This window comes from Pseudomonas sp. B34(2017) (assembly GCF_002112915.1).
GTDB lineage: Bacteria > Pseudomonadota > Gammaproteobacteria > Pseudomonadales > Pseudomonadaceae > Aquipseudomonas > Aquipseudomonas pharyngis.
In genome coordinates, this window is the sequence record NZ_NEJA01000003.1 from 197,090 (window position 1) to 209,791 (window position 12,702).

The 12,702-nt window shown below is 61.9% G+C and carries 9 protein-coding genes; 5 read left to right on the forward strand and 4 right to left on the reverse strand.

The genetic code is table 11. The annotated features are described in order from the left end of the window. Nucleotides 1-53: 53 nt before the first annotated feature. From CAF80_RS10535 to uvrD, 3 genes are all read right to left on the reverse strand, one after another. Complete coding sequence (locus CAF80_RS10535; RefSeq protein WP_039765060.1) at nucleotides 54-932, reverse strand: Tim44 domain-containing protein; 879 nt, start codon at nucleotides 930-932, stop codon at nucleotides 54-56. 175 nt (nucleotides 933-1,107) lie between these two features. Further along, nucleotides 1,108-1,548 (reverse strand): EamA family transporter, encoded by a 441-nt coding sequence (locus tag CAF80_RS10540; protein ID WP_085667325.1) that lies wholly within the window; start codon nucleotides 1,546-1,548, stop codon nucleotides 1,108-1,110. Between the two features lie 121 nt (nucleotides 1,549-1,669). Then, nucleotides 1,670-3,853, reverse strand: coding sequence for a DNA helicase II (uvrD, locus tag CAF80_RS10545; RefSeq protein WP_007954248.1), 2,184 nt, complete (start codon nucleotides 3,851-3,853; stop codon nucleotides 1,670-1,672). Between the two features lie 259 nt (nucleotides 3,854-4,112). On the opposite strand from uvrD, the gene CAF80_RS10550 reads away from it, so the two are divergent. The 3 genes from CAF80_RS10550 to CAF80_RS10560 all read left to right on the forward strand — a co-directional run bounded on the left by CAF80_RS10550 (nucleotide 4,113) and on the right by CAF80_RS10560 (nucleotide 8,318). Continuing rightward, a complete protein-coding gene (locus CAF80_RS10550; RefSeq protein ID WP_085667326.1) occupies nucleotides 4,113-6,986 on the forward strand; it encodes a GGDEF domain-containing phosphodiesterase in 2,874 nt (957 codons plus the stop codon). A gap of 150 nt (nucleotides 6,987-7,136) precedes the next feature. Then, entirely contained in the window at nucleotides 7,137-8,003 is an 867-nt protein-coding gene (gene hexR, locus CAF80_RS10555) for a transcriptional regulator HexR (protein ID WP_007954250.1), read from the forward strand. A 108-nt stretch (nucleotides 8,004-8,111) separates the two neighbouring features. Beyond that, complete coding sequence (locus CAF80_RS10560; RefSeq protein WP_074689891.1) at nucleotides 8,112-8,318, forward strand: PA3496 family putative envelope integrity protein; 207 nt, start codon at nucleotides 8,112-8,114, stop codon at nucleotides 8,316-8,318. Here the strand turns inward: CAF80_RS10560 and CAF80_RS10565 are convergent. Beyond that, entirely contained in the window at nucleotides 8,260-9,222 is a 963-nt protein-coding gene (locus CAF80_RS10565; protein ID WP_039765068.1) for a LysR family transcriptional regulator, read from the reverse strand. The genes CAF80_RS10560 and CAF80_RS10565 overlap by 59 nt on opposite strands. A 190-nt stretch (nucleotides 9,223-9,412) precedes the next feature. On the opposite strand from CAF80_RS10565, the gene CAF80_RS10570 reads away from it, so the two are divergent. Further along, complete coding sequence (locus tag CAF80_RS10570; RefSeq protein WP_007954255.1) at nucleotides 9,413-10,828, forward strand: acetyl-CoA carboxylase biotin carboxylase subunit; 1,416 nt, start codon at nucleotides 9,413-9,415, stop codon at nucleotides 10,826-10,828. Between the two features lie 11 nt (nucleotides 10,829-10,839). Continuing rightward, the gene (oadA, locus tag CAF80_RS10575) at nucleotides 10,840-12,648 is read left to right on the forward strand and encodes a sodium-extruding oxaloacetate decarboxylase subunit alpha (RefSeq protein WP_039765069.1); all 1,809 of its coding nucleotides are present in this window, start codon (nucleotides 10,840-10,842) and stop codon (nucleotides 12,646-12,648) included. The last annotated feature ends 54 nt before the right edge of the window (nucleotides 12,649-12,702 follow it).

A 12,702-nucleotide genomic window follows, 5' to 3' on the forward strand; every position in this document is an offset into this window, starting at 1 on the left:
AACCCCGGCCGAGGCCGGGGTTTTCATTACTGCGCGTAAAACGTCGGAGGTGATCAGCCGTTCTGGCGGATACCGGCGACCAGCCAAGGCTGGTTGTCGCCCTGTGGACGCTCCATGTTCCAGCTTTCGCTGAACACTTCGCCCTGCTGGTCGAAACGCGAAGTCTTCGACACGCCGTTGAAGGTCAGGGTAGCGATGGTCTTGTCCGCACGGTCATCCACGCCATCCAGTTGTACCTGGAGGTTGTCGATGAAGGTGGACTGGAAGGCATCGCCCAGTTCCGCGCGCTCGCGCTTGAGGAACTCGAACATTTGCGGGGTCACGAACTCGGCGATCTTGTCCATTTCGTTGGCGTCCCAGTGCTGCTGCAGCGCCTGGAAGTGGCTGCGGGCAGCTTCAAGGAAGCGCTGTTCGTTGAACCAGGCCGGAGCGTTGATCACCGGACGGGCGGCAGCAGGCGCGGCCGAACCACCGAAGATCGAACCCATGGCTGCTGGTTTCTGTTCGAACACTTCACGCTGCATCGGCGCGCCGGCCGGAGCGAACTGCTCCTGCTGCTTGCGACGACGGGCGGCGATGAAGCGGAAGATCACGAACGCGATCACGGCCATGATCAGGATGTCGAAGAACTGCATGCCTTCGAAGCCGCCGCCCATGAACATGGAAGCGAGCAGGCCACCGGCCGCGATGCCGGCCAGAGGGCCGAGCCATTTCGAAGCACCGCCGGCCTTGGCCGCAGCGCCCGCGGCACCGGCAGCACCAGCGGTCGCCGCAGCGCCGCCCATGCCTGGGGAAGAAGGAGCCATCTGGCTGGTCTGGTGCGTCGGCGCAGCGCCGGCGCTTTTGCCACCACCAAAGCGCTTGGCGTTGGCGTCGAGGCTCATCGTCAGGCCGATGCACAACGCCATGGCGATGCTAAGAAAACGTTTCATAAAGGGAATTCCCGTTTGTGGAGACACGCGCGCCATGTTGCACAGCTGAAGTGTTACTGGCTAGCGAGAGAGTGTTTCGGGCTTTTGCCTGACAGGTTACGTTCAGCTCGGTCGGGGCAATAAGGCTATGTACTTTTGTCTGTAGGAAAAGGAGATAGGTTCAGCAGGAAATAGATCAGCGCCGCAAGGCCAGCATCACCACACCAGCGGTGATCAGGCCGATGCCGCCCAACTGGCGCAGGTCGAGTTTCTCGCCCAGCAGGACCACACCAAGCACCGCCACGAAGACCACGCTGAGCTTGTCCACCGGGGCGACCAGCGACGCCGGGCCGACTTTCAACGCCCGGAAGTAGCACAGCCACGAAGCGCCGGTGCCAAGGCCCGACAACAGCAGGAACAGGTAGCTCTTGGCGGAGATCGATCCCAAGGACTGATATTGGCCCGTGGCGTACAAAATCAAGGCCAGACTGACCAATACGACGATTGTGCGCAGCAGGGTGGCGAAGTCGGAGTTGACGTTTTCGATGCCGATCTTGGCGAAGATGGCCGTCAGCGCGGCGAAAGTGGCCGAGAGCAGGGCCCAGAATGTCCAGGAGGAAAAGAAGCCCGAGCCCATGGATGTTGCCTCCAGTGTTCGTGTCCGATCGTTCCCACGCTCTGCGTGGTAACGCCGCCATGGACGCTCCGCGTCCACAGTGACGCAGAGCGTGGGAACGATGAGCAACGACGGGCTGCTCTTAAATGGCTTCCAGCTTCGCGTACCCGAGCATCAGCCACTTGCTGCCTTCGGCGAAGTTCACCTGCACCCGGGCCTGGGCGCCGGCGCCTTCGAAGTTGAGGATCACGCCGTCGCCGAAGATCGAGTGACGGACAGCCTGGCCAAGGCTCAGGCCGGTTTCCGGAATCTCGCTGCCGCTGAACAGGTTGCTGCCGCCCATCGACTGGTTGCCGCCGAACGGTCGGCTGACGCTGTTTGACAGGCGTACTTCCTGAATCAGGCCTTTCGGTACTTCCCGTACGAAACGCGACACCTTGTTGTAGGTTTCGCTGCCGTACAGGCGTCGGGTTTCAGCATAGGTCATCACCAGATTCTGCATCGCCCGGGTAATGCCGACATAGGCCAGACGCCGTTCTTCCTCAAGGCGTCCAGGCTCTTCCAGGCTCATTTTGTGCGGGAACAGGCCTTCTTCCATGCCCACCAGGAACACGTAAGGGAATTCCAGGCCCTTGGCGCTGTGCAGGGTCATCAACTGAATGCTGTCTTCGTGCTCGTCGGCCTGGGTGTCGCCGGCCTCCAGCGACGCGTGGCCGAGGAATGCCGCCAGTGGCGTCAGCTCTTCGTCTTCTTCGGTGTTCTCGAAGTTACGCGCGGCGCTGACCAGTTCCTCAAGGTTTTCTACCCGGGCCTGGCCTTTCTCGCCTTTTTCCGCTTCGTGGTAGGCGATCAGTCCGGATTGCTCGATGACGGTCTGGGTCATCAGGTGCAACGGCATCTCGGCGCACTTGGCGGCGAGGTTCTCGATCAGCTCGATAAACGCACCGAGTGCACCGGCGGCGCGACCGGTCAGACCTTTATTGGCCACCAGCTGGCGCATGGCTTCCCACATCGACACATCGCTGTGGCGTGCATGGTCGCGGATCGCTTCGACGGTTTTTTCGCCGATGCCACGCGCCGGGACGTTGATTACCCGCTCGAGCGCCGCATCGTTGCCGCGACCTTCCAGCAAACGCAGGTAGGCCATGGCGTTCTTGATTTCCGCCCGCTCGAAGAAGCGCTGGCCGCCATAGATGCGGTACGGAATGCGTTCACGCAGCAAGGCTTCTTCAAGAACGCGCGATTGGGCGTTGGAGCGGTAGAGAATCGCGATATCGCTGCGAGCCAGGCCGGTTTTCAGCGCGCTTTCGATGGTTTCGACAACGTAGCGCGCTTCATCGTGTTCGTTGAAGGCGGCGTAGAGGTTGATGGCTTCGCCGTCGCCGCCATCGGTCCAAAGCTCTTTGCCCAGACGTCCGGTGTTGTTGGCGATCAGGGCGTTGGCGGCTTTCAGGATGCCGGCCGTGGAGCGGTAGTTCTGCTCCAGACGGATGGTCACCGAATCCGGGAAGTCGGAAGAGTACTGGTGGATGTTCTCGATTTTCGCGCCGCGCCAGCCGTAGATCGACTGATCGTCGTCGCCGACCACCATCAGGCTGTCGCCGCCCTTGCCCAGCAGACGCAACCAGGCGTACTGCACGGCGTTGGTGTCCTGGAATTCGTCCACCAGAATGTGTCGGAAACGCTTCTGGTAGTGCGCCAGCAGGCCCGGGTGGTCGCGCCACAGGTCGAGGGCGCGCAGCAGCAGTTCTGAGAAATCGATGACGCCGGCCCGCTGGCATGCCGCCTCGTAGGCTTCGTAAATGCCGCGCATGGTGGCCAGGAACAGATCGCCGCTGGCTTGAATGTGTTGCGGACGCAGACCTTCGTCTTTCTGCCCGTTGATGAACCACTGGGCCTGACGGGCCGGCCAGCGTTGCTCGTCCAGCCCCAGCTCGCGGATCACCCGCTTGACCAGGCGTTGCTGGTCGTCGCTGTCGAGAATCTGGAAAGTCTGGCTCAGCCCGGCTTCCTGCCAGTGCGCCCGCAGCAGGCGGTGCGCCAGGCCGTGGAAGGTGCCGACCCACATGCCGGCCGGGTTGATGCCCAGCAACTGCTCGATGCGGTGACGCATCTCGGCAGCGGCCTTGTTGGTGAAGGTCACCGACAGAATCGAGTGGGGCGAGGCGTTCTCGACCTGGATCAACCAGGCGATACGGTGCACCAGCACTCGGGTTTTGCCGGAGCCGGCACCGGCCAGGACCAATTGACGACCAACGGGAGCCGCTACGGCCTGGCGTTGGGCATCGTTGAGGGAGTTCAGCAGAAGGGAGAGATCATCGCGCATCGGGGCATTCTAGGGTGCGCCGCAGGCCCGGGCAAACCGAGCTTTGCATTAGCCGATGAAAGTGCTGCCGATGACGACCGGTCGGTCACCGGCTACAGGCGTTGGCCCGCCTGAGCTCAGGGCTTTGGTGGGGGCTGGGCGGGGGAAAAGTTTCGGTGAAATTATGATCTGGGGCAGTTTGGCAAGTGGTTCGGCTTGTGTATGCTCCGTCCACGTTTCCGGGCGCATGCTCACACTTATAAGAACAAGAACGTTGCCTATGACCCTCAGCTTCGACCTGTCGGGCCCCTCCGTGGAGCCTCGGGTGATCCGCAAGCTTTACGCCACCCAGATGGCGGTCGAGCGCACGCGCCTTCTTTATCAGGGTTCGCTGCTGCCCACCCTGTTCATGTTGATCAACGGTCTGGTCTGCGCCGCTCTGCTCTGGAGCCCGCAGCGTTACTTCGTGGTCAGCGTCTGGCTGGTGTGGCTGTTGTCGCTGGTGGCGTTGCGGGTGATTCAGGTCGCCGCGTTCGACTCGGCGATTCCCGATCGCCAGGCCCAGCCGATCTGGGGGCGCATGTTCCTGCTCGGCTCGACCATGACCGGCCTGACCCTGGCCGGCGTCGGCATCGCGCTGGTCCCGGCCGACAACTTCATGCAGCAGGCCTGGGTGTTCGGCCTGATCGGAGCCGCGACCCTGTCGGCCAGCGTGGCTTACGCCGTGAGCATTCCGGCGTTTCTTTCCTTTACCTTGCCGTGCCTGCTGCCGGCCATCGGCTACCTGTTCTGGGGCGGTGACGAACTGGCGCGGGGTTGGGGCTGGCTCGGGCTGATCCTGCTCGGCTCCCTGAGCGTGGTGGCGTGGCAGGTCAATCGGCTGATCGATCGCGGTTTGCTGCGGCGCTTCCAGAACCAGCACCTGATCGAGCACCTGCAACAAACGCAAACCCGCAGCGAACAGCTCAATCAGGAGCTGGCGAAGGAAATCGAGCAGCGGCGTTGCGCCGAGGGCAAGCTGCGCGAGGCGCAGGTCGAGCTGGAGGATCGGGTCGCCCAGCGCAGCCGAGAGCTGGATGTCGCCAACCAGGCGCTGAGCAAAAGCGAGGCGCGCCTGGCCCTGGCGTTGAAGGCCAGTGAGCTGGGGCTGTGGGACTGGAACCTGCAGACCGACGAGGTTCACCACACACAGATTCAGGAACTGTTCGGCCTTGACCCGCAATACGTCACCGGGCTGCTCAGGCATCTGCGGCCAAGGCTGCACCCGGATGATGTGCCGCCGCTCAAACGCGCGCTGACCGAGCACTTGAAGGGGCGCACCGAGGATTATCAGATCGAATACCGCGTACGCCACGGCGACGGCCACTGGGTCTGGATCGAAGACCGTGGACGGGCGGTGGAGCGCGACGAGAGCGGGCGCGTCATCCGGATGGTTGGCACCCGCCGTGACATCAGCGTCAGCAAAAGTCTGGAAGCCCAACAGCAATTGGCGGCGACGGTGTTCGAGGCCGCCAGCGAAGGCATCGTGATCCTCGACCCGAATTATTCGCTGATCGCCATCAACCAGGCCTTCAGCCGGGTCACCGGGTATGACATCGACGACATGCTCGGGCGCAACGTCGTCGAATTGCCGTGCAGCCGCGACGCCCGCCGGCACTACGTCGCGATCCGCCACGCGCTGGAGCAGCACGGCAGCTGGCAGGGCGAACTGGTGGAAACCCGCAAGAACGGCGAGCTGTATCCGCAATGGCTGCAACTGAATGCCGTGCGCGACGGTCGGGGAAATGTCAGCCATATCGTCGGCTTCTTCGCCGATCTGTCGGCGCGCCGTGAATCCGAAGAGCGCATGCGCTACCTGACCCACTACGACGAGCTCACTGGCCTGGCCAATCGCTCGCTGTTCCGCGAACGCCTGCACGAAGCCCATCAGCGCGTGCGACAGGGCGGGCGCCGGAGTCTGGCGCTGCTGCACATCAATCTGGATCGCTTCAAGCTGCTCAATGACAGCCTTGGCCACGAGATCGCGGACCAATTGCTGCAAAAGATGTCTCGGCGGCTGGTCAACGCCTTGCCGGAAGCCGACACCATTGCCCGGCTGTCCGGCGATGAGTTCGCGGTGCTGTTCGACGCCTACGGCAACCTGTCGAGCCTGGCGCGGGTCGCCACGCGACTGTCGAGCAAGCTGCGCCTGCCGTTGACCGTGGAAGGGCATGAGCTGGTAGTCAGTGCCTCAATGGGCATCAGCATGCTGCCGGACAACGCCCGGGAGATTTCCGCACTGGTCAGTCAGTCGAACATGGCCATGCAACATGCCAAGCACCTGGGCGGCAACAACTTCCAGTTCTACACCGACAGTCTGCAGGCCAGCACGCTGGAGCGCCTGCAACTGGAAAACCAGCTGCGCAAAGCCATCGAGGAAAAGCAGCTCAAGGTCTTCTATCAACCGAAGCTGTGTCTGGGGACCGGCCGTCTCAACGCGGCGGAAGCGCTGGTGCGCTGGGATCATCCGACCATGGGGCGGGTGCCGCCGGGGGACTTCATCGGTCTGGCCGAAGAGACGGGGCTGATCGGGCCGATCGGCGAGTTCGTCCTGCGTCAGGCCTGCTGGCAGGCGTGCGAATGGCAGCGTCAGGGGCTGGCGCCGATCCGGGTTTCGGTGAACCTGTCGGTTCATCAACTGCGCCAGGGCAAACTGGTCAGTCTGGTGCGCCAAGTGCTGGAGGAAACCGGCCTGGCGCCGCATTACCTTGAACTGGAACTGACCGAAAGCCAGCTGCTCGACAGCGTCGAACACATCATCGCCACGTTCCAGCAGTTGCGGGATCTGGGGGTGAAACTGGCGATCGACGATTTTGGCACCGGCTATTCATCGCTGAGCTATCTGAAGCGGATTCCGGTGGATTACGTGAAGATCGATCAGGCCTTTATTCGCGGGTTGGGCGAGGGCAGCGAAGACGCGGCGATCACCCGGGCGATCATTGCGATGGCTCATGGGCTGTCACTTAAAGTGGTCGCCGAAGGTGTCGAGCGATCCGAGCAGCTGGCGTTTCTGAAAGCTGAAGGTTGCGATGAGGTGCAGGGCTATCTGATCAGTCGTCCGGTGGAGGCGGTCGGCCTTGCCGCGTTGCTGCGTGAACAGGAAAAACCGCTGTAAAGGGCTACATGCAGCGCATCTCGCCTGATCCGGGGGGATCCGGTTACGCATTGAGCAGGCAAAAAGCCGATTCATGTAGTATAACTACAAGCTTGCTACATCCCTGGCATCTGGCCAAAGCACATCTTTCCATAACAAGAGTCCAGCCCCTTGAATCTGCTGCAACACATCGCCCAGTCACGTCACCTGTTACGCAAGTCGGAGCTCAAGGTCGCCGACCACGTGCTGCTTGACCCTGCGGCAGTGATGCACAGTTCCATGGCCGACCTGGCTCACAGCGTCGGCATCAGCGAGCCGACCATCGTGCGCTTCTGCCGGGCCATCGGTTGTTCCGGTTTCCAGGATCTGAAACTCAAGCTCGCGCAAAGTCTCGCGGCCGGCGCCAGCTTCGGTCAGTTCGCGATCCATGAAGACGATTCCGTCGCCGACTACAGCCTGAAAATCTTCGACACCACGTTGCACACGCTGATGGAGGTTCGCGAGAAGCTCGATCCTCTTGAGCTGCAGCGGGCGGTGACGTTGATGTCCCAGGCCCAGCGCGTCGAATTCTATGGTTTTGGTGCGTCGGGCGCGGTGGCGGCGGATGCGCAGCACAAGTTCTTCCGTCTGCTGCTGACGGCGGCGGCGTATTCCGACCCGCACATGCAGGCGATGTCGGCGGTGACGCTGAAGCCGACCGACGTGGCGATCTGCATTTCCCAGTCCGGCCGTTCCAAAGATTTGCTGATCACCGCCAACCTCGTTCGCGAGAGCGGTGCGTCGCTCATTACCTTGTGCCCGAGCCAGACACCGCTGGCCGAGTTGTCGACCGTCAACCTGGCGATCGACGTTCACGAAGACACAGAAATCTACACGCCGCTGACTTCGCGTATCGCTCACCTGGTGGTGATCGACGTGCTGGCGATGGGCGTGGCCATGGCGCGCGGGCCGAGCCTGGTCAACCACCTCAAGAGCGTCAAGCGCAGTCTGCGCAGCTTGCGGCTGTCGCCAAAATCGGTGAAAGCGCTGGATGACTGATTGTTGTGGGGTGCAGGCAATATTCATCTGCCTGTAACCCCGACGAAGCCAAACCGTCATCCCCCGGGCCTATCGTGAAACTCCCGTAATCGCCTTGGGAGACTCGAAATGGCTCAGCCTTACGAAGAACGCAACAGCGCCGCGAAAACCCGTCGTCAGCAGGAAGACCAGCGCCGCATGGAGTTTCGCCGCGCCATCGAAGATCGCTTCGAACTTCGCCAGCTTCAGGCCGAAATCGGCGATTTTCCCGAGGACATCAATCACTGGCAGGCAGCGCCGGCAGCTTCCCGTCGAAGCGCTCAACCAGTGCGCTGATCTGCACCCTTTCGCTGCGGATAAACGCCAGGAAGGCGTGCGCCACCGGTGACAGCCGTTTGGCTTTGGCTTGCACCAGGCACCAGCTGCGAAACAGCGGCAACTCTTCGACCGGCAGCTCGACCAGGCCGCCGGTCGCCAGCTCCAGGTTCAGGGCGTGGCGCGTCAACAGCGCCAGGCCCAGACCCGCCACCACGCATTCACGCTGGGCTTCGGCCGACGCCACTTCCTGGGTCTGGGTGAAGTGCACGCGCTTCTCCTTGAAATACTCCTCGCAGGCCAGCCGCGTACCCGAACCGGGTTCGCGGATCAGCAAGGTGTAAGGCTCCAGATCCTGCAAGCGCAGCGGGCCCATGTGCGCCAGCGGATGATCCGGCCGCGCCACGGCGACGATCGGGTTGTTGAGGAACGGCAGGAACTCCAGACCCATGTCCTGCGGGACCATCGACATGATCACCAGATCGTCGCGGTTATCGGAGAGCCGGCGGATTACCTGGCCGCGGTTGACCACCGTCAGCTGCAGGTTCACTTCCGGATGCTGGCGCTTGAACGCCGCGAACAGGTGCGGCACGAAGTATTTGGCGCTGGATTCCACCGCTAGCTTTAACTGGCCCTGCAGCGAGCCCTGCATGTCCGACAGCTGCATGTCGAGGTTTTCCAGTCGGCCAAAGATGTCCCGGCTGGCGCGCTGAAGTGCTTCGGCCGCTTCGGTCATGTAGAGTTTTTTGCCGACGTAATCGAATAATGGCTGCCCGATCAGTTCTTCGAGCTGACGAATCTGTAGGCTGACGGCCGGTTGTGTGAGCGACATTTCCTCGGCCGCTCGGCTGTAGGAACGTAAATCACACACTTCGTTGAAGATCTGCAATTGACGCAATGTCATACGCATCAAGGACTTACGCATTTTCTAACGACTCTGGCCATTGGCTGATGCGATGACTATAAGTCTTTACTTATGCCTGACCCAATTTTTATTCATTTTTGTTAATCCCTTGTCAGCGCTAGTGTGGAGCCGAGACCAGATTGAAACATTTGGTCACGTGCCGACCTGGGTCTAGCAGGTCGTGGTGCCACCGGCTCAAGGGAACCTCCAAGTGATAACAAAGATCCTGATCGCCAACCGTGGTGAGATTGCCGTACGAATCGTGCGTGCCTGCGCCGAGATGGGCATCCGCTCGGTCGCGATCTATTCCGACGCCGACCGGCATGCCTTGCATGTGAAGCGTGCGGACGAGGCCCACAGCATTGGTGCCGAGCCGCTGGCCGGTTACCTGAACCCGCGCAAGCTGGTGAACCTGGCCGTGGAAACCGGCTGCGATGCGCTGCACCCCGGCTACGGTTTCCTCTCGGAAAACGCTGAGCTGGCAGACATCTGCGCCGAACGCGGGATCAAATTCATCGGCCCGTCGGCGGAAGTCATCCGCCGCATGGGCGACAAGACCGAAGCGCGCCGCAGCATGATCAAGGCCGGTGTGCCGGTCACGCCGGGCACCGAAGGCAACGTCTCCGGCATCGAGGAAGCATTGAGCGAGGGCGACCGCATCGGTTACCCGGTGATGCTCAAGGCCACTTCCGGTGGTGGCGGTCGCGGTATCCGTCGCTGCAACAGCCGCGAAGAACTCGAACAGAATTTCCCTCGGGTCATTTCCGAAGCCACCAAGGCTTTCGGTTCGGCGGAAGTGTTCCTGGAAAAATGCATCGTCAATCCGAAACACATCGAAGCGCAGATCCTCGGCGACAGCTTCGGCAACGTCGTGCATCTGTTCGAGCGTGACTGCTCGATCCAGCGTCGCAACCAGAAGCTGATCGAAATCGCCCCGAGCCCGCAACTGACCCCGGAACAGCGCGCCTACATCGGCGACCTGTCGGTGCGCGCAGCCAAGGCCGTGGGCTACGAGAACGCTGGCACCGTGGAGTTCCTGCTCGCCGAGGGCGAGGTGTACTTCATGGAGATGAACACCCGGGTGCAGGTGGAGCACACCATCACCGAAGAAATCACCGGGATCGACATCGTCCGCGAACAGATCCGCATCGCCTCCGGCCTGCCGCTGTCGGTGAAGCAGGAAGATATCCAGCATCGCGGTTTTGCCCTGCAATTCCGGATCAACGCCGAAGACCCGAAGAACAACTTCCTGCCGAGCTTCGGCAAGATCACGCGCTACTACGCCCCCGGCGGCCCTGGCGTGCGCACCGACACGGCGATCTACACCGGCTACACCATTCCGCCGTTCTACGACTCGATGTGCCTGAAACTGGTGGTCTGGGCGCTGACCTGGGAAGAGGCCATGGACCGTGGTCTGCGCGCCCTCGACGACATGCGTCTGCAAGGCGTGAAGACCACCGCCGCGTACTACCAGGAAATCCTGCGCAACCCGGAATTCCGTAGCGGCCAGTTCAATACCAGCTTCGTCGAAAGCCACCCTGAGCTGACCAACTACTCGATCAAGCGCAAACCCGAAGAGCTGGCCCTGGCCATCGCCGCCGCCATCGCCGCCCACGCAGGCCTGTGAGGAATACAAGAATGAGCAAGAAGATCTTCGTTACTGACACCATCCTGCGCGACGCCCACCAATCGCTGCTCGCCACCCGTATGCGCACCGAAGACATGCTGCCGATCTGCGACAAGCTCGACAAAGTCGGCTACTGGTCGCTGGAGTGCTGGGGCGGCGCGACGTTCGACGCCTGCGTGCGTTTCCTGAAAGAAGACCCGTGGGAGCGTCTGCGCCAACTGCGCGCCGCGCTGCCCAACACCCGTCTGCAAATGCTCCTGCGCGGGCAGAACCTGCTGGGCTACCGCCATTACAGCGATGACGTGGTCAAGGCGTTCGTCGCCAAGGCCGCAGTCAACGGCATCGACGTGTTCCGTATCTTCGACGCAATGAACGACGTGCGTAACCTGCGCGTGGCCATTGAAGCGGTGAAAGCTGCCGGCAAACATGCCCAGGGCACTATCGCCTACACCACCAGCCCGGTGCACACCATCGATGCGTTCGTTGCCCAGGCCAAGCAAATGGAAGCCATGGGTTGCGACTCGGTGGCGATCAAGGACATGGCCGGTCTGCTGACCCCATACGCCACCGGTGAACTGGTACGTGCACTGAAAGCCGAACAGTCGCTGCCGGTGTTCATCCACTCCCACGATACCGCTGGCCTGGCAGCGATGTGCCAGCTCAAGGCCATTGAAAACGGTGCCGACCACATCGACACCGCGATCTCCAGCTTTGCTTCGGGCACCAGCCACCCTGGCACCGAATCGATGGTTGCTGCGCTCAAGGGCACCGAGTTCGATACCGGTCTGAACCTGGAGCTGCTGCAAGAGATCGGTCTGTACTTCTACGCCGTGCGCAAGAAGTACCACCAGTTCGAAAGCGAATTCACCGCCGTCGATACCCGTGTTCAAGTCAACCAGGTGCCGGGCGGGATGATTTCCAACCTGGCCAACCAGCTGAAAGAGCAGGGGGCTCTGAACCGCATGGGCGAAGTGCTGGCGGAGATTCCGCGCGTGCGTGAAGACCTCGGCTTCCCGCCGCTGGTGACCCCGACTTCGCAGATCGTCGGCACCCAGGCGTTCTTCAACGTGCTGGCCGGCGAGCGCTACAAGACCATCACCAACGAGGTGAAGCTCTATCTGCAAGGCGGTTACGGCAAAGCGCCTGGCACCGTGAACGAGAAGCTGCGTCGTCAGGCCATCGGCAGCGAAGAGGTGATCGACGTACGCCCGGCCGACCTCCTCAAGCCGGAAATGGCCAAGCTGCGTGCCGATATCGGCGCACTGGCCAAGTCCGAAGAAGACGTGCTGACGTTCGCCATGTTCCCGGACATCGGCCGCAAGTTCCTCGAAGAGCGTGCCGCCGGCACCCTTACCCCGGAAGTGCTGCTGCCGATCCCGGAAGCGGGCAAGGTGGCTTCGGCCGGCGGCGAAGGCGTACCGACCGAGTTCGTCATTGACGTTCACGGCGAAACCTACCGCGTGGACATCACCGGTGTCGGCGTCAAGGCTGAAGGCAAGCGTCACTTCTACCTGTCCATCGACGGCATGCCGGAAGAAGTGGTGTTCGAACCACTCAACGAATTCGTCGGCGGCGGCAGCAGCAAGCGCAAGCAGGCTTCGGCACCGGGTCACGTCAGCACCACCATGCCGGGCAACATCGTCGATGTGCTGGTCAAGGAAGGCGACACCGTCAAGGCGGGCCAGGCCGTGCTGATCACTGAGGCGATGAAGATGGAGACCGAAGTCCAGGCTGCGATTGCCGGCAAGGTCACCGCCATTCACGTTGCCAAGGGCGACCGGGTGAACCCGGGCGAAATCCTGATCGAGATCGAAGGCTGAGATAACAGCCTCGATACAACGCTTTAAACCTCGGGGGGGCATGTGCTCCCCTTT